Origin of the sequence: Thermophilibacter provencensis, assembly GCF_030372065.1 — a bacterium.
Classification (GTDB): Bacteria; Actinomycetota; Coriobacteriia; order Coriobacteriales; family Atopobiaceae; genus Thermophilibacter; species Thermophilibacter provencensis_A.
Genome location: NZ_JAUDEA010000007.1, coordinates 1 through 23,416, shown reverse-complemented (window position 1 = coordinate 23,416; position 23,416 = coordinate 1). Strand labels below are relative to the sequence as shown.

Genomic DNA, 23,416 nt, shown 5'->3' with positions numbered 1-23,416 from the left:
GCGTTCCCCTACTCGGCGGCGTCCTCGGTCTTCTCGGCCTCGTCCACCTCAACCTTGACGGAGGCGGCATCGATGTCCGCGGACATCTGCGCGACCTTCTTGGCATAGGCGGCGCGCTCCTCGGACGTCATGGAGGCCAGGTGGGCGCGCAGGGCGCTGTCGGAGGTGTTCTCGAAGACCTCCTTGGCCTTGCGGGTGAGCTCCTGGTTGAGCGTCTTGCCCTGCTCGACGGTCAGCTCGCCCTTCTTGACGAGGTCCTCAACGACCTCCTGGGACTTCTCGGCACCCATTGCCACGGCACCGACGCTGGCAAGGAAGAGCTTACGGATACCCTCGGTAAGGTCAAAGTCTGCCATGTCTGCTCCCATCTCTTGGCGTGGGCCGAACCTGCACCCTCATGCTCAACCTTCTACCCAAAATGCGCGACGACTTTTCGGTCGGCGGGCGGCAGCGGGGGCCGGGGGACGCCCGCCGCTTGCGCCCCGACGCTCCTGGCTCTAGCCGAGGAGAATGCGGCGCAGCTCGTCAACCGTGGACGCAACGGCGCACGCGCCGGCGGCCTCGAGCTCGCCCGGCTTTGTGGCGCCGCCGTAGGAGACGCCCACGCAGGGGATGCCACTCTGGATGGCGGCCTCCGCGTCGTTGTGGCGGTCTCCCACCATGACGGCCTGGTCGGGAGATGCGCCCAGCTCGGAGAGGGCGCCGTCGATGATCTGGGACTTTGAGATCTCATCGTCCGAGGGCTTTGCGCACACGACGTCAAAGAGGTCGAGCGCGTCGTTGTCCGCAAGGGCCTGTCGCACGAGGGTCGTTCGCTTGGAGGACGCCACCCCCAGGCGCTTGCCCGCGGCGCGCAGGTCCTCGAGCAGCTCGCGCGTGCCCTCGAAGAGCGGCCAGCCCTCAACGCCCAGCGTGGTGTAGATGGCGCGGTACTCGGCCGTGATCTGGACCGCCTCCTCCGGAGAGAAGCCGTAGACGAGGCTGTATGCCTGCGGGAAGGGAGGGCCAATGAGGCGCATGATATCGCCGATCGTCTCGTCGGTGAGGCCGTGCGCAAGAAGGACGCGCCGCGCGGTGCGCGCGATTGCCGGCACGGTGTTGGCGAGCGTCCCGTCAAAGTCAAAGAGAACCACGTCTCTGCTGGTAACGTCCATCCCTCTCCCTTCGTTGCGTTTGTCAAGCGTAGCACGTCCGCGGCGGGGGCGCGTAAGGTCATCGCCGAGAAAACCGCGGGGCTGTACCATAGTGCACCCGCGGAGCACGGCACCTTGCGCTGGTGATGGTACAGAGCCCGGGGTTTCTCGACGCGGTTTCTCAAAACTGGTACAGAGGCGAAGTTCTTTCGGCGCTGAGACGCGGGGCTGGTACAGAGACCCGCATCTCTCGGCGCGCAACCGGGATGCCGGTACAGCCCCGCGGTTTTCTCGGCACGCAACCGGGATGCCGGTACAGCCCCGCGGTTTTCTCGGCGCCGACCCCCTGCAAAGGGGTCCAGACCACCCGCGCAGCCGAGGGTCGCCCGCCGCTCGCCCCCGCGTGCACACAGCCAAAACGCGCACGCGCTATGATTGCCCAGTCCCACTTGAAGGAGGGCCCATGCACGCCGAACCCATCACCTGCTACCGGCCGCGCCCCGAGGCGGCGGCCGAGTTTGCCTCGCTTCCCTACGACGTCTTCACCCGCGCGGAGGCCGCGGCGTACGTCTCGTGCCACCCGCGCTCGTTTCTCGCGATAGACCGCCCCGAGACCGCCTTCTCCCCCGTCCACGACCCCTACGCGGACGACGTCTACGAGAAGGCCCACGAGCTCCTTGCCGCACGCGTTGCCGACGGCACCCTGCTGCGCGACGGCACGCGCTGCTACTACCTCTATCGCCTGCGCGCAAACGGCCACGAGCAGACCGGCATCGTGGCGGCGTGCTCGGTGGACGACTACACCAATGGCATCATCCGTCGCCACGAGCTCACGCGCCCGGAGAAGGAGGCGGACCGCTTCCGCCACATCGAGGCGACCGGCTGCCAGACCGGCCCGGTGTTTCTCGCCTACCACGACAACCCCGTCCTGGAGGCGCTCGTCGAGGCCGCAAAGGTGGCCGAGCCCCTCTACGACTTCACCGACGAGCGCCACGTGCGTCACACGATCTGGCGCGTCGCCCGACCGGCGGCGGTGGAGTCCCTGCGCATGATGCTCGAGCACGTGGGCCGCGCCTACATCGCGGACGGTCACCATCGCATGGCGGCCTCCGCGCACGTGTGCCAGAAGATGCGCACCGAGCGCGGCGAGCGCCACACGGGCAACGAGGCCTACAACTACGTGCTGTGCGCCCTTTTCCCCACGAGCCAGCTCACGGTGCTCCCCTATCACCGCGTGGTCACGGACGCAGCCGACCTCTCCGAGGAGGGTCTCGTGTGCGGCATCGAGTCCGCGGGCTTCTCGGTGGGTCCGCGCCGGGAGGAGCCCGTAATGCCCGCCGAGCGCGGCCACGTTGGGATGCACGCCTTTGGCGCCTGGCGCGAGCTCGTGGCGCAGGGCGTCCCCGACGATGCGGTGGGCTGCCTCGACGTTTCCCTCCTGCAGGACCGCGTGCTCGGCCCCGTGCTCGGCGTGAACGACCCCACCAGCTGCGACCGACTGGGGTTTGTGGGAGGCCTCGCCACGGCAGAGGAGGTCGCCGAGCGCGCGGGCGAGAAGGGCGTGGCCTTCACGCTCTACCCCACCTCGCTACGCGAGCTCATGGACGTGGCGGACCGGGGCCTCATCATGCCGCCCAAGTCCACCTGGCTCGATCCCAAGCTGCTCTCCGGGCTGCTCATCAGGCGCATCAACCACTGCGAGTCCCACTCGGACCGCACCCAGGAGCGCAAGCCGGAGGAGTAGGGCTACCGGCGACCCGCCGCCGCTTGAGGCGCGACGCGAGTCGCAAAGCGGGGTATAACGCACATATGAGTCGACGGAGGGAGGGAAGCCATGTCCGACGAGCTTGACGATCAGGGCACGCGCGGGCGCCTGGGGCGGCTCTTCGCGGCCCTCGTGGGCAACGAGGACGAGTTCACGGTCGGCGCGGGCGCGAGCGAGGCCGCGGTTGACGCCCCCTCAGACGCGGGCAACACCACCGTCCTGGACATGGAGGCGCTCTCTCGCGTCCTCGCAAAGTCAACGGACCCGATGGGCGTGCTGCGCGGGATGGTCGCGGACATTCGCCGTCGCGCGGACGGGGCGGGCTCGCCTGCGCCGTCGCTTCCCCCCAGCCCCCTTGAGCTCTATCTCGCCACGCGCCTCACCGAGGCGGGCATTGCCGACAGGGACGGTGCGCTCCCCGCCCTCTCCATCGTGAGACCGCGCACCTCCGACCTCTTCTACCTGCGCGTCATTGACGAGTCCATGCCCTGGCCGTCAAAGGTGAGGCTGCTGCGCATCGAGGCCGCGCTCAACTGCGCGCTGCTTGTCGCGCGGGCGCTCCCCAGCCCCAACGAGGCGTCGCTCGAGGAGCTTGTCCGCTGCGAGCAGCGCATCTGCCGCTCCATCGTCTCCCAGGCGCCTGTGGAGGCCCGCCGCCACGACGGGCCCGCGCTCGGCGAGTGGGCGGTGCGCAACGCCATCTCCGCGGGAATCGAGCGCCTGCAGCTCCCCTACCGCCTCACGGCGCGCTTTCGCACCAACGTCGCGCACGGCCGCGCCGGCATCGAGATAGACCTCGTGCCCCCGGAGGCCTGGGCCGCCACGGCCTACGTGGACGGCCTCGGCGTCGTGAGCGCCACGGCGGAGATGCGCCGGCGCGCGGCCTCGGACTACAACCTCAGGCTGGGGGTTCTTCTCTCCGCCTACGCGCTGCTCGTGGCGCCGCAGCTCGCCGAGGTCTGGGTTGCCGGCGTGGTGGACACGGCGCGCGATCACACCTGCTACTACTCCGCGCGCATCACGCGCTCCCTGCTGGAGGGCCTCGACCTCGAGGGCCCCGTTGACCCCTACGCCGTCATGCGCGTGGCGGGGGCCGCCCTGGACGCGGAGGACCGTGAGCTCATGCCCGTGCATCAGGGCTTCTCCCTCGATGACGAGGCGTTCTGCCCCAAGCTGCGCTACGAGCCCGTGGAGACGTCCGAGCGGGTGCTGCTCCCCGCCGCCGCGGCGGGGCTCGGCTGCGCGCGCGTGCGCGACCTTGGTTCGGACGAGGCCTGCGCGCGGCGCCTTGCCTCAACGGAGCTCGTGCGCGAACTGGGGGACTCCACCGAGAAGAACGTCCGCGCGCTGCTCTCCCTCGCGGACGGCACCTCCCACGACGACGTCCGCGAGGCCGCGCTGCGCTGCGTGCGCGAGCTCGTGGCCGGCGAGCTGGACGACGACCCGCTCGCCGTTGCCGAGGCGCTCGTGAGCGGAGACGAGCTCACCCGCAAGACGGTCGCGGCACGGGAGCTCCTCTACGGCCGCAACATGGAGGGTGCCGAGAAGTGCGCGCTCGAGGCGCTTAGCCCCGTCGAGGAGGCCGGTACCTACCGCGACGGGGACGACCTCGTCTGGCGCGCGTTTGGCTCCTATACCGACCGCGCGCTCTACAACCTGCTTCTCGCGCCCGCCCACGAGCGCTGCGAGCTTGTGAGCGAGAGCTACCTCGAGGCGCACCTGATCGCCTCCGCGGCGGCGCTCGCTCAGGGGCGCACGCGCGACGCCCTCCCCCACGCGAAGCGCGCCTGCGAGCTTGCCCCGCTCTCCTCCCAGGCGAGCCTGCACCTCGCCCAGTGCCTCGAGGCGGCGGGACAGGACGAGGGGGCCTTCGACGAGCTCTGCCGGCTCCTCTCGCTGGCGCACGACCCGGAGACCATTGGCCTTGGCTATCTCAGGATGTCGCAGCTGCAGTGGCGAGACGGTCACGTGCTCGCGGCCCAGGCCTGCTACCAGCGCGCGTGCCGGAGCCTGCCAGGCGCGGCGATCGTCGCCGGGCTTGCCGTGGTGGCGCTCATCAGCCAGGTGGGCAGCGCGACCGACGGCACTCTCCCGCAGGACGCCGAGGAGGACGCGCTCAGGGGCGCGGGCATCCCCCTTGCGCCCACCGCGGAGGTTGGCGAGGCGCTTCTGGGCGCGGCGCGCTCCGCCGTGGACGCCGGCGTCTTCTGGGCGGCGCGCGACCTCGTGAAGTCGCTCTGCTCGCTCTTCAGGGACGACGTGACCTTTGGGGTGCTCCGCTCGCTCGAGGACGAGCCGGACCGATGAGCGGGCGTTCGGTGACGCTCTGGCCGCCGAGCTTTGGTGCGGCGATCTTTGACTTTGACGGCACACTCGCCGAGACGTGGCACCTCTGGCGGCGCGTGGACGAGATCTTCTTTGCCACGCGCGGGCTGGAGTTCGACGAGAGCGCGTCCACGATCCTGGCAACGCTCGGCTTTGCCGAGGGGGCGCGCTGGTGCGTGGAGACCTACCGTCTGCGCGACGAGGTGCAGGACATCGTCGACGAGTGGAACCGCCTGGGAGCCGCGCTCTACGAGACTTCCGTTGAGCTGCGACCGGGAGCGGAGGGCTATCTCCGGGCACTGCGGGACAGGGGCGTGAGGCTTGCGCTCGCGACGACCAACAACCCGCAGGTACTGAGGGCCATGCAGCACGTTGACGTCTACGGGCTCTTTGACGAGGTGGTCTGCGGGGTGGACGTGGCGCGCGGCAAGGACCACCCGGACATCTACCTCGAGGCGGCCCGGCGCCTGGGTGCGGCCCCCGCGGGGTGCGTGGTCTTCGAGGACATCCTGCCCGGCGTGCTCTCCGCGCGCGGGGCGGGCATGACCACGGTGGCGGTGCGCTGCGACGACCCCCGCCAACCGGCAACGGAGCTGCGCCGCGGGGCGGACCTCTGGATTGATGGCTGGGAGCACGTGCTCGGCGCGTAGCTGCCCCGTCCCGGCGTCCCAACCTCAAAGTACGGGCGGCGGGCGGACGGTTCTTGTCGTCAGACCGTCCAGAAGCTGCCCGTAGTCAAAGTACGGGCAGAGTGCGGACGTTCTGGCGAGAAAAACTGTCCGATTGTTGCCCGTGGTTCAAGTACGGGCAACAATCGGACGGTTACGATGCGCGGTACGCGCCCCTAGCCACGCACACGGACAAGGTGTGCGTGAAAGTGCGTGTCGGCACCGGGCCAGGACGTACGTCCCGCCCGCACGAGCTCAAAGCCCGCGCCTGCCGGGCTGGAAAGAAAAGCCTCCACCACGCGCTCGTTCTCCTCGGCGAGGATGGAGCAGGTGGCGTACACGAGGCGGCCCCCCGGGGCAACGCGCCGCGCACCGGCGGCCAAAAGCTCGCCCTGGAGCGCGGAGAGCCTCTCCGGCGCGTTCTCCTCAAGACCCCAGGCAATCTCGGGATGGCGCGCGAGCGTACCCGTCCCCGTGCACGGGGCATCAATGAAGACCAGGTCAAAGGTACCGAGTGAGGAATCAAGCCCCCGACCGTCGCAGCACAGGCACTGCACGTGGTCGGCGATGCCCGCCGCCTCCATGCGAGCCGCGGCACGCGCGGAGCGACGCTCGTCGGACTCAACCGCCACGATCTGGCACGGTCCGCCGGCCGCAGCGGCCGCGCCCTCGAGCAGCACGGTCTTGGTCCCGCGACCCTGGCCCACCTCGAGCACGCGCTCTCCCGGTGCGGGCGCGCACGAGAGCGCGACCTCCTGCGCCGCAAGGTCGCACGGCAGCGCGTCCACGCGCTCCACCAAGCCGGACGGCGCAAGCCGCGCAGGGGCGCCCAGCGAGAAGGACCCGGGCAGCGGGCCCTCAGCCGGCTCGCACCCCGCCTCCTCGAGCATGTGACAAAGGGACTGTCCCCTTGTAACGCGGGCACGGTTGGCGGCGACCCAGGAGCCCACGGGCTCGAGCGCGGCGCGAGCCCATGCGGCGGCTCGCTCGGTCCCGAGCGATGCCACGGCGCGCTCGCACAGCCACTCCGGCAGCGCACCAACGCGCGCCAGGTCGCAGACGTCAAACGTTCCCGACGCCACGCGGTCGCGGGCGGCGGCGAGCGCGCTCACGTCCTTCTCGGCAATGCGATGGAGCACGGCGTTGGCAAGCCCGGCGGCGCGCGGGGCAACCGAGCGCACGAGCTCGACGCCCTGGCTCACCGCCACGTCCGGGCGGGCACCCAGATACAGCAGGTCAAACGTCGCAAGGCGCAGGGCGTCGCGCACGCGCGGCTCCAGCTTGGCACCGCGACGCAGATGGGATTCAATCACGCGGTCGAGCTCGCCCTCGGCAGCGGTCGCGCCCATGACGAGGCGCACCGCAAAGCCGCGGTCGCGCTCCGAGAGCGCATCGAGCTCGTTCGCCCCGCGCAGGAGGTCGCGCGCACGCGCCCCGCGCCGCCTTCGCTCGCCGAGAAGTGCCAGCGCACAGCTCCGCGCCACCGTCGCGCGCGCCACTAGGCACGCCCCCACACAAGGGCGTCGCCGCGCAGGCCCGCGGCCCACGCGGAGGCTTCCATCTCGCGCTTGCCCTCCGGCTTCACCCTCAGCACCTCGAGGGCACCGTCGGCGCAGCCCAGCCACACGCGCCCGCGCGCCACGCAGACGCCACCGGCCGCCACGCCCTTCTCGCCAACGCGTGCGGCGCACACGCGCGCCCCTCGGCCGGCAACCACGCAGCGCGCCGGCGCCGTGTCGCCGGACGCCTGCACGCGCAGGGCGTTTGCCCGCGCGCCGTCCGTCGGGTCCAGCAGCAGCTCGCCCTTCTCGATCTTTGCCGCGTGCGTGACGAGCGCCTCGTCCTGCTCGACCCAGCGCGCCGAGCCGTCAACCACGCTCGGCAGCGTCTCCACGAGCAGCTCGGCGCCCATGCGCGCAAGCTCGGCCGTGAGCTCGGCCGTGTCCTTCTCGCCCACCGCAGTCGATGCCTGCGCGCAGTACGCGCCGGTGTCCACGCCGTGGCCTATCCGCATGATGGAGACGCCCGTCTCGGCGTCCCCGGCAAGAATCGACCGCTGGATGGGGGCGGCGCCACGCCAGCGCGGCAGCAGCGAGGCGTGCACGTTCACGCACCCGCCCGGCGCCATCTCGAGCACCGCGTCGGGCAGGATGCAGCCAAACGCCGCCACGCAGAAGACGTCCGCCCCCGTTGCCCGCAGCGCCTCCTCGACCTCCGGCGTCACGCGCGAGGCCTCCATGACGGGAAGGCCCAGCTCGAGCGCGCGGGCCTTCACCGGCGAGGGCACGAGTGCGCGCCCGCGGCCTCGAACGGCGTCCGGTCGCGTGAGCACGAGCGCCACGTCGCAGCGCTCTGCGAGCGCCTCGAGCGAGGGAACGGCAAACTCCGGCGTCCCCATGAAGACGACGCGCAGCTTGTCAGTGGGCATGGGGACCTCCTACTCGACGACCTCGGTCTCGCCCGGCAGCGCGCCCGCGGCGAGCGCAGCCTCGTACTCGCGCTCCGCCTCGGCGCGGGCCATCGGCGCCAGATGGTCGAACATCGTGACGCCGTGGACGTGGTCGATCTCGTGCTGCAGGCACACGGCCATGAGGTTGTCGGCCGCCTCGTACTGCATGAGGTCGCCGTCGAGGTTTCTCGCCTGCACCACCACGTGGCTCGGGCGCTTCACGCGCACGCTCACGCCCGGGAAGGAGAGGCACCCCTCCGAGCCCTCTTTCTCGAGGCCGTCAGCGGTGACGATGCGCGGGTTGATGAGCACATAGGGGTTCTTCTTGGAGCCCTTGCCGGCGTAGTCGACGTCAATCACCACGATCTGGCTCATCTCGCCGATCTGAGGGCCGGCCAGGCCGCAGCCGTCGGCGGCGTACATGATCTTGAGCATGCGCTTGGCAAGGGCGCGCACCTCGTCGTCGATGGTCTCGATGGGCTCGCACTCCTGCGCGAGGCGCGGGTCCGGCGAGAGCACGATCTCCTTGAGCTCGTTCATGGTCCTCCTGTCTGGCGGGCGTCCTTCTCCCGCGCGTCGTGCCTACATCATGTCGTAGGCGTCAATGTCCACTGCAATGTTACTACCCGCGCGCCGCGAGAGCCCCGCGACGCATGCGCCGAGCAGTGCGCCCACGTCCGCGTCAACCGGGGCCTTCACCATGAGGTGGCGGCGGGTCTGGTCCTTCACTCGCGCCTTCACGCAGTCCGCCGGCCCCAGGACCTCCCAGCCGGGGGTCCGCCCCACACGGGCCCGTACCGCGGCGGCGAGCTCATCGGTCACGGCCCGCACGTCGCGTTCCGAGCGCCCCCATACGATGACGTTGGCCAGGCGGCTGAACGGCGGGTAGCCAGACTCCGCGCGCTCGGCGAGCTCCGCGTCCAGGAAGACGGAGCGGTCGTGGGAGGCCACCGCCCGCATGGCGGGGTGCGTTGCCCAGTACGTCTGGACGATGACCTCGCCCGGGCGCTCGCCGCGGCCCGCGCGGCCGGCGACCTGCTCCAGGAGGTCGTAGGTGCGCTCCGCGGCGCGAAAGTCCGGCAGCTTGAGCATGGTGTCCGCGTTGATTACGCCCACGAGCGTGACCTCCGGGAAGTCGAGCCCCTTGGCGATCATCTGGGTGCCCACGAGCACGGCGCACTCCGCGGCGTCAAAGCGCTCGAGCAGGCGCTGGTGGGCGCCCTTGGCGCGCGTGGTGTCCGCGTCCATGCGAATGACCTCGACGTCGGGCGGCAGGAGCATGGAGAGCTCGTCCTCAACGCGCTGCGTGCCCACGCCAAAGGCCGCGAGGTAGCGACTCCCGCAGTTGGGGCAGCTCGTTGACGGATCGGGATAGGCGCGCACCGGCCAGCTGCGCCCGCAGCTGTGGCAGGCGAGCATGTGGCCGCGCTCGTGGTAGGTGAGCGCCGTGGAGCAGTGCGGGCACTCGGGCACGCAGCCGCACTCGCGGCACATGAGGAAGTTCGCAAAGCCGCGGCGGTTGAGCAGCAGCACGGCCTTCTCGCGGCGCTCCACCATGGCGCGCAGCGCCTGGACAAGGGGCCCCGAGAAGACCCCACGACCGCCGCCGCGGAACTGCTCCGCCATGTCCACCACGGTAACGCGCGGCAGGACGGAGCCGCCCGGGCGCTCCGGCATCTCCACGCGCGTCCAGGTGGCGCCGCGGAAGGAGCCGGCGCGACAGCGCTGGAGGCTCTCGAGCGAGGGCGTGGCGGAACCCAGGGCGAGCGCGGCTCCGCGGGCGCGAGCAAGCTCGGCTGCCACCTCGCGAGCGTGGTAGCGCGGGGACTTGTCCTGCTTGTAGGACCCCTCGTGCTCCTCGTCTATGATGATGAGGCCAACGTTTGCGAGCGGGGCAAAGAGCGCGGAGCGGGCGCCCACCACCACGTGGGCGCGCCCCGACCGCACGAGGTCCCACTGGTCGTAGCGCTCACCGGTGGAGAGGCGACTGTGAAGCACGGCAACGTTGTCGCCAAAGCGACTGCGAAAGCGTCCAACGGTCTGGGCCGTGAGGGAGATCTCCGGCACGAGGACGAGCGCGCCCGTGCCCTGCGCGAGGGCGTGCTCAATGGCGGCGAGGTAGACCTCGGTCTTGCCAGAGCCGGTGACGCCGTCGACGAGCACCACGTCGCCACGGGCGGCTGTGCGGGCGGCGTCGATGGCAGCGAGGGCGGCACGCTGACCGGCGGTGAGGTGCTCGGGGCGCGGGGCAGCTGCCGAGGAGAGCGTGGTCTGATCGCCGCCGCGGATCTGCCGGCGGGTCTCCACGACAACGACGCCGCGCTTCTCGAGGGCGCTCACCGCGGATGCCGCGCCGGGGATGGTGGCGGAGAGCTCGGAGACGCGCTGCGGCCCCTCGCGCAGGGCCTCGATCACGGCACGCTGACGCGAGGCGCTGCGAGCGGGCTCGTAGTCGTTCGCCGCGAGGGCAAGCGCCGCCCAGCGCGCGTCGACGGCGCCCGCGCGCTCGTTTTGAAGCTCCCAGGGGGCATCGGGCGCGGAGCGCGTGACCTTGACCTTCTGGCCGGGGGCCAGGAAGGGGCGGATGGCGTCCGGCAGCGTGCAGGCGTACTCGCGCGCGATCCACGCCGCGAGGGCAGCCGCCGTCTCGTCAAAGGCCGGCGGCGCGAGGACCTGCTCGATGGGGTTGATCTTCTCTGACTTGAGGCCGGCTGGGGGCACCGGTGAGGTTGCCACCACGTAGCCCACGGCAACACGGTGCGAGAAGGACACGAGCACGGTGGCGCCCGTCTTGACCTCGTGCTCCAGCTCGGGCGGGATGGCGTACTCAAACGCCCCGTCCAGCGAGCGCGTGGGTATGTCGAGCACGACGCTCGCGTAGCGCATGAGGCCCTCCGTTCTTCTCGCCGTCTCCTGACGGACTATTGTACCCGCCGGCGGCGCGCGGCGGCGATTCTCGCCGGGTCCGGGTCCTTCTCGCTCGTCGGTCCTTCTCGTCGGCCCCAGCGCAACCGCCCGGTTTTGGGCAAAACCTTTGATGGGCCCGCGCGAGGGGGCGGGATTTTGGGCAAAACCTTTGATGCGGGCGCGGAGCCCCAACAGGGACGGGCGTCTCCACCTGCGGTTCCCTCGCCGCCGAGAAGGGCGCGCGGCGGGGCTTGGGGAGGCGACATAAAAGGTTTTGCCCAAAACCGCCCGGAATACCCTGGGGAGGACAAGGCGAGAAGCGCGCGGACCCGCCCCAGCGCAAAAGTAGCTGCTTTGGGACACGCGGCGGGTCAGTCACTCCCCCATCCAGAAGATGCTCGCGTCATCCCCGACCTTCATGCGCGGGAAGCGCTCGAGCGCCGCATCCGCCGCCTCGAGCACGCGCATCCGGTCGCAGAGCGAGAGGGCCGAGAAGTACGTGGCACCCGCCATCCACTCGCCAAGACCAGCCATCCCGTACTGGCCGAACGCGCGAAAGAAGCCGTCGCTCATGCCCGCCACGGCAGCCACATCCGACGCCGGCAGCGTGAGCCTCCGCGCGTGGGAGAGACCCTCCCCCGTTGGGTCCAGGCACCAGTAGCCGCCCTCGACGTTTCTCATCTGCCGGTTGGCAATGACCTCGTCGCGCACCAGCGCGCGCTTCTCGACGGCAGAGAGGCCGCACCCGGCAGAGCGCTCAACCATGAGCGCCACCGCCGCGTCATCGAGGCTCTCGAGCACCTCATCGGTGGAGACCACGAGCTCGCCCGAGCGCATCAGCACCACGAGCGGCGAGTCCGCGAGGCCCCAGAGCTCGAGCTCTCGGCCGCGCCTTACGGCGAGCGCGAGCGTGGCCGAGGGCACGGCGGCCGCCTCGAGGCTTTCCACCTCGCACCCAAGCGCCGCCTCCAACTCCGCGCGCGCAGCTTCCACCGCCGCAGCGAGCGCCTCCCCCGGAGCCCTCCCGAGCTCGAGCAAGCGGCAGACGCGCCCACCAACCGTGTGCGAGAACCACTGTGCGTTGGTCGCATAGCCCCCGGAGACGAGCGGCAGGTCCACAAGGCCCGTCGCCCCGTCAATGACCAGGCCGTACGATCCGCCGGGCAAGACCGCCGCATAGGCAAAGTCCTCGTTTGCGGCGTTGCCGCGCTCCGAGAGGTAGAAGCGGGACATAGGCCCACCTACCGCAAGAGCTCGTTGGGGTGGGAGTTCTGCTGCCCGGGCTTGTCGACACCCGCCTGGGCGACGTCCTCGCTCGTAAAGCCGGAGATCTCGGCGAGATAGTAGTAGTCTCGCGGTGCCGCGCAGTTGGTGGCGGCGCCCAGCCGCTCGTCCTCGAGCTGCTCGGCAGGGATGGCCGCGGACTCGTCCGCAGGGTCAAGCCCGGCGTCCATGCGCTGCATCATCGCGCGCCACTCGTCGAACTCCGTGCCCACGTAGGACACGCCGCCCTGCTCATAGCCGTAGCTCGGAACGGTGGCGGAGTAAATCGTGAGCCCGTCCTCGCTCTGCTGGACCGCAAGGGCATAGGAGATGATGTCGGTGACGGAGAGGTCCGTCGTGATGGACTCGGCAAGCTCCGTAACCACGCCGGGAAGATCCATGGGGCTGCTCGCCAGAACCTTGCGGGCGATGGCCTCCACCACCTGGCGCTGGGCGCGCACGCGACCAAAGTCACCGCCCGTGACGTCGTAGCGGGCGCGGGCGTACTTGAGGGCCGTGGCGCCGTCGAGGACCTGCTCGCCGGCGGAGAGCGTGAGCTTGGCCTTGTAGTCGTCGATGTCCTCGGGCACGTCCACCGTGATGCCGCCCAGGGCGTCCACCACGTCCTTCACCCCGTTGAAGTCAATCTCAACGTAGTGCGTGATGTTCACGCCGCAAAACTCCGAGACGGCGCGCACCGTTGCCGCCGGGCCGTTGTTGTAGGCGGAGTTGATCTTGTCGACGTAGCCACCCTCGGTGTAGATCATCGTGTCACGCGGGATGGAGACGAGCGACACCGTGGCCTCGGCGATGTCCACGCGCGCGAGCATGATGGTGTCCGAGCGCGAGACCGTATCGTTCTTGCGGGCGTCAGACCCAATGAGCAGCACGTAGAAGGGCTCGGTTACGGCCGACTCGGACGACGCGAGGGCGGCGTTGAGCTCCTCGCGGTCCTCTCCGGCAATGCCCATCGTAGCGTTGAGGCTCGACACCCACGCCACGCCGGCAATGACCACGACCACGAGAACCGCGGCAAGGCCGAGAAGGACCTTGGCGGGAAGCGAGAGACGCGCGAGGGGGTTGCCCCGATGCCCCGCCGCGTGGGCCGGGGCGTGAGAGGTCCTGTGGGACGCGGCATGTGCGGGGGCGGGCTCGGGGCTCGGGGCAGATTCCGGCCCCGGTTCTGGCCTCGATTCCGACCGTGGCCCCGCGTCGACGTGCTTCTCGGCCACGGAGTCCTTCTCGCCGCCCTCGCCCGAATCCTCGCGTATGAGCGCGGGCATCATCCCAACGGCACCCGAGGCAAGGCTGCGCGCGGCCTCGTCATCCAGATGGGCGGGACGGACGGAGGAGCCCTCGAGATACTCCCGGTCTCCGGGCAGCTCCACCGTAAAGTGAGCACCTTTGAGCTCGCTGTCCTTCTCGTGGCTATCCTCGTCGTACACGCCTGCCCGCCCATTCCCGCAATGATGAAGAGGGACCGTCACCTCTCATCATATATTATCCAAGCTTGTTCACCGCGGCGAGCAGCTCGTCCACGCGGTCCGTGCGCTCCCAGGTGAACTCCGGCAGCTCACGGCCAAAGTGACCGTAGGCCGCGGTCTTCTCGTAGATGGGCCGGCGCAGGTCAAGGTCGCGGATGATGGCGCCGGGACGCAGGTCAAAGACCTGCTCGACGGCCTTCTCGATAACGGAGTCAGCAACCGCCCCCGTGCCGAAGGTGTCCACCATCACGGAGAGCGGGTGGGAGACGCCGATGGCGTAGGCAAGCTCCACCTCGCAGCGGTGAGCCAGACCCGCGGCCACCACGTTCTTGGCCACCCAGCGCGCGGCGTATGCTGCGGAGCGGTCCACCTTGGTGCAGTCCTTGCCGGAGAAGCACCCGCCGCCGTGGCGGCCCATGCCGCCGTAGGTGTCCACGATGATCTTGCGGCCGGTGAGGCCCGTGTCGCCCATGGGGCCGCCCACCACAAAGCGCCCGGTGGGGTTCACATAGATGGTGGCGTTGTCCCAGGCAATGCCCTCGGCGTCCAGCACCGGCGCAATGACGTGCTCGATCATGTCCTCGCGCACGCGGTCCATGTCGGCCACCGCCGCGTCGTGCTGCGTGGAGACCACGATGGCCGTGACCTCCACGGGGCTGTCGTCCTCGTAGCGCACGGTCACCTGAGTCTTGCCGTCCGGGCGCAGGTACGGCACCGTGCCGTCCTTGCGCACGGCGGCCAGGCGCTCGGCCATGCGGGAGGCCAGGTAGTGCGGCATGGGCATGTAGACCGAGGTCTCGTCCGTGGCGTAGCCGAACATCATGCCCTGGTCGCCCGCGCCAATGAGGTCGAGCGGGTCCGTGGTGCGGCCCGCCTGCGCGTCAAAGGACTCGTCCACGCCCTGCGCGATGTCGGGGCTCTGCTCGTGGATCATGTTGATGACGCCGCAGGTCTCGGCGTCAAAGCCGTACTTGGCGCGGTCGTAGCCAATGCGGCGGATCACGTCGCGCGCGATGGCCTGAACGTCAAGGTAGGCCTCGGTGCGGACCTCGCCGGCCACGACGACGGTGCCCGTGGTCACGAAGGTCTCGCACGCGCAGCGGACGTTGTCCACGTTGGCGGGGGTGCCGTTGGGCGCGACGTAGCCCTCGGTCTGGAGCTGGGCCTCCTTGGTAAGAAGGGCGTCAAGGATGGCGTCGGAGACCTGGTCGCAGATCTTGTCGGGGTGCCCCTCCGTCACGCTCTCCGAAGTGAAGAGGTAGTTGCGGGGTGTGGTGGAACGAGAGGTGTCTTGCATGGTTGGTGCTCCTTAGACGATGCCGCCCGGCGACCGTTACCATTCCGCCGGGCTTCAACAGAAACGTGTATATCCTACCCACTTGCCCGTCGAGGCTACCCGAGGGAGGCGTGCGCTCACAAAGTCACCCTCACCCCGCTCGCAACAGGCCCGGACGCCGAGAAAACCTCGGGGCTGTACCAGCCACGCGAAGCCGCGCCGAGAAAAACCCGGCTCTGTACCACGTTCTCATCCTGCCGCCGAGAAAAGCCCACCTCTGTGCCACCCCGCTAAGCCGGTTGCCGATAAAGGCCCGGCCCTGTACCAGTTTCCAGAAACCCTGCCGAGAAATGCGGTCCTCTGTACCTCCCCGCCGGACCCGCCGCCGAGAAAACTTCTCCCCTGTACCAGTCCCTCAACGGGAGGGGCGTCAAGGCTGGTACAGCTGCCTGTTTTTCTCGGCGCTTTGGCGCGTTTGTGGTACAGAGGGCCGATTCTCTCGGCGCGGAAGAGGGAGGCTTGGTACAGAGGGCCGATTCTCTCGGCGGGGCAACCACGCGGATGGCACAGAGAGCGGGTTTTCTCGGCGGGGTTTCTGGAAACTGGTACAGGGCCGGGCTTTTCTCGGCGGCAGGGCCAGCGGTGTGATACAGCCCCCCGCTTTTCTCGCAACGAATCTGGCGCCACGCGCCGCGAGGGCGTCACGCGGAGAGCAGCTCACGGGCCCTCTCGGTGCCAATGCCGGAGAACACGAGGTCCATGACGCTTCGCGCGATGTCCCACTCGCCCGCGCGCACCTCGTCGCCCACAACGGGCGAGACGTGCTCAAACACCAGAAATGCACCGGCCACCGCTGCCGCCGCCACGCCCGAGCGGACCTCCGGGCGCACGAGCCCCTCGCCCTTGGCGCGCTCGATCTGCGCGGAGAGAATCTCGACGATCCGCGCGAGGCGTGACTCCTCCACGCGGGCGCCACCCGTGCCCTCACCCGCGGGCGCGCCGTGCATCATGGCCAGCACGAGCGCGCCCCCCGGTCGAACGGCCTCGCGAAGCGCCCGCAGCAGGCCGCCGATGGACTCCGCCGCCGAGGGCGCCGTGGCCACGACCTCCTCCACGCTCGCCACCAGCTCGTCGACCGCACCCTCCATCACGGCGCGCACGAGCTCCGACCGATCGGCAAAGTAGTAGTAGAGGGAGCCCTTTGACATGCCGCAGCGCTCCGAGACCTCGGCCATCTGAAAGTCAGCACCGCCGCGCTCCTCCATGAGCTCCGCCGCGGCGGCCATGATCTTCTCGCGCGTGGCCGCGCTCTTGCGCGTTGCGAGCCTCGCACTTCTCCGTGTTGCCATGGACCCTCCGATCATCTCCGTGCCGGCGCTCCCATTTTAGCATCCGTTCAGACTTTTTGAATTTGTCTCAAATTTCTTTGACTCGCGTGTATAAACGGTTCCCCCAACGGCTACAAGCACGCTATCGAGAAGCGCCTCGGCGCGCGGCAGAAAGGCAGGAGAGGCATCACATGGGCGTCATCGCGCGAATCTTTGCTCGCGACCTCCGTCGCATCGTCACCAACCCCGTTGCCCTCGTCGTGGCGGTGGGCGTGTGCCTGCTGCCCTCGCTCTACGCCTGGCTCAACATCCTCGCCAACTGGGATCCGTACGAGAACACGGGCACCGTTCCCATCGCCGTGGTCATCGAGGACGCCGGCGCGCGGGTCCCCGGCATGGGCGAGGTCAACGCCGGCACCATGGTGCGCGAGCGCCTAGCTGAGAACCACCAGCTCGGCTGGACCTTCGTTGACAGCGAGGACCAGGCGCTCGACGGCGTGCGCTCCGGACGCTACTACGCAGCCTTCGTGATTCCGGAGGACTTCACGGCCACGCTCGCGGGCGCGCTCGACGGCCACGTCTCCCAGGCGCACGTGGCCTACTACGTCAACGAGAAGCTCAACGCCGTTGCCCCCAAGGTCACCGACACCGGCGCTACCACGCTCGAGGACCAGATCTCGAGCGAGTTTGTCTCCGTGGCGGGCGAGGCGGTGACCGAGAAGCTCCAGGGCGCCGTGGGAGATGCCGCGGCCGCGATCGACGGCGCGCGGACGGACGCGGTCTCCACCCTGCGCTCGGCGCAGCAGCAGATGGCAGATCTTGGCGGCCAGGTGGGCGCCGCGCGAGACGGCATCGGCACCGCGCGCGAGGGGGTTGCCCAGGCGCGAGACGCCCTCAGCGCCACGGCGCAGTCCGCAGACGCGCTCGCCTCCTCCGCGGAGGGCGCGCTCGGCTCGCTCGGAGACGCCCGAGAGCGCGTGCGCGCCCTCTCGCGCAACCTCACCGATGCCCTGGGAACGGGCGCCTCAACCATCTCTGGGCTCTCCTCGCTGGCAAGCCATGACATCGGGCAGCTCGCCGGGGACGTTGGCTGGGCGCAGGGCACGCTCGACGCGGCCATCTCGCAGATCCGCGCGGCAAACGGCACCGTCAAGACACTGAGCGCCACACTCGAGCACGCGCACCAGACCGTAGCGTCCCTCACGCCGCAAGACGACGCCGAGAAGAACCTGCAGGGCGAGCTCAGCTCATCCCTCACCGCGCAGATCGACCTGCTCGTCCAGCTCTCTGACGCCCAGCTCGCCCAGCTCGACGAGCTCACGGCAATCTCCGGGGACCTCTCCGCGGGCGCCGACGCCACGCGCGGGCTCGCAAGCGCCGTCAACGACGCGGTGCAGACGGGCACCAAAAGCCTCGACAGCCTGAGGGACGAGCTTGCGTCCGGAGCGTCTTTGCAGCTCACGGATGCGCTTGACGCCCTTGCCGCAGCCGGCGGCCGCCTTGCCGGGGGCGCCTCGGCGCTCGGGCCAGAGATCCGGCAGGCAGAGGGCACCCTCGAGCAGCTGGACGCCCTTCTCTCCCAGTGCGACCAGACCCTTGGCGAGGCGGCCTCGTCCCTGGACGCCTCCGCAGAGCGCGTTGGGGAACTTGCCGACGAGCTTTCCGCCGTTCAGAGCGCCGAGTCGCTCCCCCTTGCGGCAGACGCCCTCTCGTTGAGCGCCCCGCGCACGGGCGGCGCGCTCGGCACCCCCGCCGAGCTCGTGAGCGAGCCCATCTTCCCCGTTGCCAACTACGGCTCGGGCGTGGCACCGTTCTACACCAACCTCGCCCTCTGGGTGGGGGGCTTCGTGCTCGTTGCCATCTACAAGCTCGAGGTGGACCGCACCGGCCTGGAGGGGATCGAGGCAACGCCCACACAGGCCTTTCTCGGCCGCTGGCTGCTGCTCGCGACGCTTGGTCAGATTCAGGCGCTCGTCTGCTGCGCGGGCGACATCGCCCTTGGCGTGCAGTGCGTCTCCCCGTCGGCCTTTGTGCTCGCGGGCATGGTGGCCTCCGCCGTCTACGTGCTCATCGTCTATGCGCTCGCCGTGGCGCTCAAGCACGTGGGCAAGGCGCTCGCGGTCCTTCTCGTGGTGCTGCAGATTCCCGGCGCCTCGGGGCTCTACCCCATTCAGATGCAGCCCTCCCTCTTCCGCGCGCTCTCGCCGTGGCTGCCCTTCACCTACGGCATCAACGCCATGCGCGAGGCCGTGGCGGGCTTCTACGACGGCTTCTTTGCGCGCGACCTTCTCACCCTGCTGCTCTTTGTCATTCCCGCGCTGCTTTTGGGCATCGTGGCCAGAAGGAGGCTCATCGGCGTGAACCGACTCTTTGACCGCAAGATGGCCCAGACGGACCTGCTCGTGAGCGAGCGAGACGCCGAGAAGGACACCGGCCCCGCAGAGCTCTACGCCCGCGCGCTCGCAGGGTCCGCCCCCAGCCGAGACGCGTTTCTCGCCCGTGCGGAACGCCTGAGCGCCACGTACCCCCGCCGCGCGCGGCGTACCGTCCTGGCCCTCTTTGCCTGCCCGCTCGCGCTTCTCGCCCTGCTCCCGGCGCAGCCCGGGAGGATGGCGCTGCTGGTGCTGTGGGTGATCCTGCTCGTGGTCGCAACCGGCCGCCTCATCTGGCTCGAGTTTGACCACGAGCGGACGCAGGAGCGAGCGGAGGAACTCGGAGCGGGCGGAGAGGGACGCGCCGCGGGCGCGGGAGAGGGGCGAGCGTGATGGGCAAGATCTTGAGGTTCGTGCGCCGCGACGCTCGCAACCTGCGCACGAGCGTGATGGCCGTGGCGGTGGTCGTGGGAATGATCGCCGTGCCGTCGTTCTACGCGTGGTTCAACATCGCGGGCAGCTGGGACCCCTACGGCAGGACCGGGGACGTGAGGGTGGCCGTTGCCAACGAGGACGCGGGCTACGAGGGGACGCTCGTGCCGGCACGCGTCAACCTGGGCGAGCGCGTGGTGGCAAAGCTCTGCTCGTCAACGTCCATCGGCTACGAGGTGACCTCGGCGGACGAGGCCCTTGAGGGCGTGCGCTCCGGGCGCTACTACGCTGCCGTGGTCATACCCGAGGACTTCTCGCGCGACCTGATGACGGTCTTCTCGGCAGATCCCGTGCGCGCCGAGGTGCGCTTCTACCAGAACGAGAAGGAGAACGCCATCGCCTCCATCGTGACGGGCAAGGCGGCCACGGCCGTGCAGAGCGACATCGAGCGCGGCTTTGCCGAGGCCGTGACCAGCGTGGGCGCCGGCGCGCTCCAGGAGCTCGCCGGAACGCTCGACGACGACGCGGTGAGCGCCCTTGCCGGGAGGCTGGACAGCGCCGTCTCTGCAGCGGAGCAGGAGGTGGAGTCCGCGGCGGGCAGCGTCCGGGGCTTCTCGGCACTTCTCGCCTCGACGCAGGGTCTTTTGGGAAGCGGCGCAGAGACGGTTGACGCCGCGCTCTCCCCCGCGCAGGACGCGGGCGACGCGCTGCGCGACGCGGCGGGCGGGCTCGATGGCGTTGGGTCGGCACTGGACGCAGCGCAAACCTCTGTTGAGGAGGCGCTTGCCCAGGCGGGCCCTGGAGTTGACGGCGTGGGAACAGCCATAGACGGCGCCTTTGACACGGCGGGCGCTCAGCTCACGAAGGTGCGCGCGGGGCTCGTTGCGGCGCGCGACGCCGTTTCCGCGCAGATTGACCTGCTCGAGAGGCTCCACGACGCACTTGACGAGCAGGACGGCCTCACGAAGGAGTTTCAGGGCGCCCTTACTGCGGGGAGCGCCGAAGCGCAGAGCGTGGAGAGCGTGCGCGTGAGCGTTGAGGGCCTGCGCGACCGCGTGGGCCAGGCAATCGACGAGCTGAGCGGCCTTGCGGACGGGCTCGACAAGACAATCGCCGACCTCGACTCCGGCAAGGCGGACGCCGAGGCGGCGCGCGAGAAGCTCGCGGGGCTCGTTGCGGACGCGCGGGCCGCGGTGACGGGCGCGGGTACCGCCTTTGACGGGGGCGCGCGGAGCTCGCTCGAGGAGCTTGCGGGGATGGTGGAGGACGCGGCAGCTCAGTCGGACTCCATACGCGACGCGCTCTCGGGCGCGCTCTCGGGCGCAGGCGCCTCCGCGGAGGGCGCCGCGCAGTCGCTCGACTCCGGTGCTACGGCACTCGCGGGGGCCGCCGACGAGCTCGATGACGCTGCCGCGCGCCTCTCCGACCTTCACGAGCAACTGCGCGGCGCCCTCGACTCCGGGGACGCCGGCCAGGTGCGCGCGGTGCTCTCGGCCGGCCCCACCGAGCTCGCTCGCTTTGTCGCGGAGCCCGTCTCGGTTGAGCGCACGGCCGTGTTTGCCGTGGAGAACAACGGGTCCGCCATGGCGCCCTTCTACACCACGCTCGCCATCTGGATAGGCGGCGTGGTGCTCGCGGCGCTCGTGCGGGCCACGCCCTCCGAGGCGGCCCTCGAGGAGACGGGCTGCTCGGCAGGTCAGGCGTACCTGGGGCGACTCGCGCTCTTCTGCGCGGTGGGCGTGGCGCAGGCGGCGCTCATCTGCGGCGGCGACCTGCTCTACCTTGGGGTCCAGTGCGAGCACCCGTGGCTCATGCTGCTCGCGTGCGTGGCGTCGTCGATTGTCTACGTCAACGTGATCTTCTCGCTGACGGCGGCCTTTGGGGACGTGGGAAAGGCCGTGGCCGTGGTTCTCATGGTGATCCAGGTTGCGGGCTCGGGCGGAACGTTTCCCCCGGAGATGCTGCCCGCGGCGTTCCAGGAGCTCTACCGGTGGCTGCCCTTCGTCCACAGCGAGGCGGCACTGCGCGCGGCGATGTTTGGGATCTGGAACGGGGACTTCTGGCACGAGCTGGGCGTTCTTCTCGCCTACCTGGCGCCGGCGCTCTTCCTGGGGCTGGTGGTGAGGCGCCCGCTGATTCGACTGGGCTCGTGGTTTGAGCGGCGCCTCGAGGACACCCGCCTCATGTGAGGGGCGCGGCGCCGGTGCCGAGAAAATCGACTGGCTGTACCACTTTTGGGAACGCGCGCCGAGAAAATCAGCCCCTGTACCATGTCGGGCAACGGAGTGACCTTCCCGCTGGTACAGAGGGCGGTTTTTCTCGGAGCCCCTTGAGGAATGCGGTACAGGGGCAGGTTTTTCTCGGCACAAGAACATGACGGTGAGAGCCCGCTGCGCGCTATACTTGTTGCGTATGTGACGATAAGAACCACGGAGAGGAGCCTCATGTCCGAGACCCCCGTTCGCGTGCGCTTTGCGCCCTCGCCCACCGGCAAGCTCCACGTTGGCGGCGCGCGCACCGCGATCTACAACTGGGCCTTTGCCCGCGCCAACCACGGCACCTTCATCCTGCGCATTGACGACACGGACCCCGAGCGCTCCACCGAGGAGAACACGCAGATCATCCTGCGCGCGATGCGCTGGCTGGGGCTGGACTGGGACGAGGGCCCCGAGGTCGGCGGCAACTACGGCCCCTACAAGCAGACCGAGCGCGCGCAGATGTATCGCGACGCCGCGCAGCGCCTCTGGGACGAGGGCAAGGCGTACCCCTGCTTCTGCACGCCCGAGCAGCTTGCCGCCGACCGCGCGGAGGCGCAAGCGCGCAAGGACCCCTTCCAGGGCTACCAGCGCCGCTGCCGCGATCTTGACCCCGAGGAGGCGCGGCACCGGATTGCCGCCGGCGAGCCGTACGTCCTGCGCATCAAGGTGCCCGATGACCGCGGCGACGTGGTGGTGCGCGACGCCGTTCACGGCGACGTGACCTTTGCGGCGCGCGAGCTCGACGACTTTGTCATCCAGCGCACCGACGGCACCCCCACCTACAACTTCGCCACCGTAGTGGATGACGCCGCCATGGGCATCACCCACGTCATCCGCGGCGACGACCACCTCTCCAACACCCCGCGCCAGGTCATCGTCTACGAGGCCCTGGGCGCGCCCGTCCCCACCTTCGCTCACATCTCCATGATCCTGGGCGCTGACGGCAAGAAGCTCTCCAAGCGCCACGGCGCCACCAACGTGGAGGAGTACCGCGACGCGGGCTACCTCTCGGACGCCTTTGTCAACTACCTCGCGCTTCTCGGCTGGTCGCTCGACGGCGAGACCACGATCATCCCGCGCGACGTGCTTGCCTCGCAGTTCTCGCTCGAACACGTGTCCAAGAACCCCGCGACCTTTGACCCCAAGAAACTCGACTGGATCCAGGCGGAGTACATGCGCTCCATGAGCGACGCCGAGTTTGCCGACGAGGTCATGCTGCCCGAGCTCCACGAGGCCGGTCTCGTCGAGGGCGGCGTGGAGTACGACGAGGCATGGATCGACGCCCTGGCAGCCATCGTGAAGCCGCGCACCAAGTTCCCCGCGGACGTGGTCACGGTGGCCGCGCCCGTCTTTGCCACCGCCGAGACGCTGGTCTACGACGAGAAGTCCGTGGAGAAGGGCCTCGCCAAGGAGGGCATGGGCGCGGTGCTGGACGCCGCGCGCGAGGCGCTGGCCGGACTTGAGGCCTGGGACGCCGCCGCGATCGACGCCGCGCTGGAGCCGCTGCCCGAGGCGCTCGACCTCAAGAAGCGCCTGGTCTTCCAGGCCGTGCGCGTGGCCGTCTGCGGCAACATGGTGTCCCCGCCGCTCGGCGAGACGATGGCGCTCGTGGGCCGCGAGGACTGTCTCGCCCGCATCGACCGCGCCCGCGCGATGGCGCTGTAGCGAGCCCACGTTCCTCTCGGCAGATTTGTGGGGGGCGGGGGGCGCGCCCCCGCGCCGCGCGCGGCCCCGCCGGAGTTTGTTGGCGACAAGA

16 protein-coding genes are annotated in these 23,416 nt (G+C 69.8%); 6 read left to right on the top strand and 10 right to left on the bottom strand.

Going from position 1 to position 23,416, the window contains the following annotated elements:
* Window positions 1-8 precede the first annotated feature (8 nt).
* Entirely contained in the window at window positions 9-356 is a 348-nt protein-coding gene (locus QUW25_RS05645) for a hypothetical protein (protein ID WP_289511245.1), read from the bottom strand.
* Window positions 357-497: 141 nt separating this feature from the next.
* Window positions 498-1,154 carry an HAD family hydrolase gene (locus QUW25_RS05640; protein WP_289511244.1) on the bottom strand — a complete coding sequence of 219 codons (657 nt, stop codon included), beginning with the start codon at window positions 1,152-1,154 and terminating at the stop codon, window positions 498-500.
* 442 nt (window positions 1,155-1,596) lie between these two features.
* Here QUW25_RS05640 and QUW25_RS05635 point away from each other — a divergent pair, with 442 nt between their 5' ends.
* From QUW25_RS05635 to QUW25_RS05625, 3 genes are all read left to right on the top strand, one after another.
* Complete coding sequence (locus QUW25_RS05635) at window positions 1,597-2,877, top strand: DUF1015 domain-containing protein (protein WP_289511243.1); 1,281 nt, start codon at window positions 1,597-1,599, stop codon at window positions 2,875-2,877.
* 90 nt (window positions 2,878-2,967) lie between these two features.
* The gene (locus QUW25_RS05630) at window positions 2,968-5,205 is read left to right on the top strand and encodes a tetratricopeptide repeat protein (protein ID WP_289511242.1); all 2,238 of its coding nucleotides are present in this window, start codon (window positions 2,968-2,970) and stop codon (window positions 5,203-5,205) included.
* On the top strand, window positions 5,202-5,873 hold the full coding sequence (locus tag QUW25_RS05625) for an HAD family hydrolase (RefSeq protein WP_289511241.1): 672 nt from the start codon (window positions 5,202-5,204) through the stop codon (window positions 5,871-5,873). The genes QUW25_RS05630 and QUW25_RS05625 overlap by 4 nt, the downstream gene beginning before the upstream one ends.
* 194 nt (window positions 5,874-6,067) lie before the next feature.
* On the opposite strand, the gene QUW25_RS05620 is transcribed toward QUW25_RS05625, so the two are convergent.
* The 8 genes from QUW25_RS05620 to QUW25_RS05585 all read right to left on the bottom strand — a co-directional run bounded on the left by QUW25_RS05620 (window position 6,068) and on the right by QUW25_RS05585 (window position 16,619).
* Entirely contained in the window at window positions 6,068-7,390 is a 1,323-nt protein-coding gene (locus QUW25_RS05620) for a transcription antitermination factor NusB (RefSeq protein WP_289511240.1), read from the bottom strand.
* A complete protein-coding gene (gene fmt, locus QUW25_RS05615) occupies window positions 7,390-8,304 on the bottom strand; it encodes a methionyl-tRNA formyltransferase (RefSeq protein ID WP_289511321.1) in 915 nt (304 codons plus the stop codon). Before fmt ends, QUW25_RS05620 begins: the two co-directional genes overlap by 1 nt.
* Window positions 8,305-8,328: 24 nt before the next feature.
* Window positions 8,329-8,880 carry a peptide deformylase gene (gene def, locus QUW25_RS05610; RefSeq protein WP_289511239.1) on the bottom strand — a complete coding sequence of 184 codons (552 nt, stop codon included), beginning with the start codon at window positions 8,878-8,880 and terminating at the stop codon, window positions 8,329-8,331.
* A gap of 42 nt (window positions 8,881-8,922) precedes the next feature.
* On the bottom strand, window positions 8,923-11,226 hold the full coding sequence (priA, locus tag QUW25_RS05605; RefSeq protein WP_289511238.1) for a replication restart helicase PriA: 2,304 nt from the start codon (window positions 11,224-11,226) through the stop codon (window positions 8,923-8,925).
* Window positions 11,227-11,622: 396 nt separating this feature from the next.
* A complete protein-coding gene (locus QUW25_RS05600; protein ID WP_289511237.1) occupies window positions 11,623-12,480 on the bottom strand; it encodes a protein phosphatase 2C domain-containing protein in 858 nt (285 codons plus the stop codon).
* Window positions 12,481-12,488: 8 nt separating this feature from the next.
* The gene (locus tag QUW25_RS05595) at window positions 12,489-13,955 is read right to left on the bottom strand and encodes an LCP family protein (RefSeq protein ID WP_289511236.1); all 1,467 of its coding nucleotides are present in this window, start codon (window positions 13,953-13,955) and stop codon (window positions 12,489-12,491) included.
* Window positions 13,956-14,010: 55 nt separating this feature from the next.
* A complete protein-coding gene (metK, locus tag QUW25_RS05590; protein WP_289511235.1) occupies window positions 14,011-15,291 on the bottom strand; it encodes a methionine adenosyltransferase in 1,281 nt (426 codons plus the stop codon).
* Window positions 15,292-15,971: 680 nt separating this feature from the next.
* A complete protein-coding gene (locus QUW25_RS05585) occupies window positions 15,972-16,619 on the bottom strand; it encodes a TetR/AcrR family transcriptional regulator (RefSeq protein WP_289511234.1) in 648 nt (215 codons plus the stop codon).
* 170 nt (window positions 16,620-16,789) lie between these two features.
* Here QUW25_RS05585 and QUW25_RS05580 point away from each other — a divergent pair, with 170 nt between their 5' ends.
* The 3 genes from QUW25_RS05580 to gltX all read left to right on the top strand — a co-directional run bounded on the left by QUW25_RS05580 (window position 16,790) and on the right by gltX (window position 23,325).
* The gene (locus QUW25_RS05580) at window positions 16,790-19,363 is read left to right on the top strand and encodes a YhgE/Pip domain-containing protein (RefSeq protein ID WP_289511233.1); all 2,574 of its coding nucleotides are present in this window, start codon (window positions 16,790-16,792) and stop codon (window positions 19,361-19,363) included.
* Window positions 19,363-21,591: a YhgE/Pip family protein gene (locus tag QUW25_RS05575; RefSeq protein ID WP_289511320.1), complete on the top strand. Its 2,229-nt coding sequence runs from the start codon at window positions 19,363-19,365 to the stop codon at window positions 21,589-21,591. Before QUW25_RS05580 ends, QUW25_RS05575 begins: the two co-directional genes overlap by 1 nt.
* Window positions 21,592-21,846: 255 nt before the next feature.
* Window positions 21,847-23,325: a glutamate--tRNA ligase gene (gene gltX / locus QUW25_RS05570; RefSeq protein WP_289511232.1), complete on the top strand. Its 1,479-nt coding sequence runs from the start codon at window positions 21,847-21,849 to the stop codon at window positions 23,323-23,325.
* Window positions 23,326-23,416: the final 91 nt, after the last annotated feature.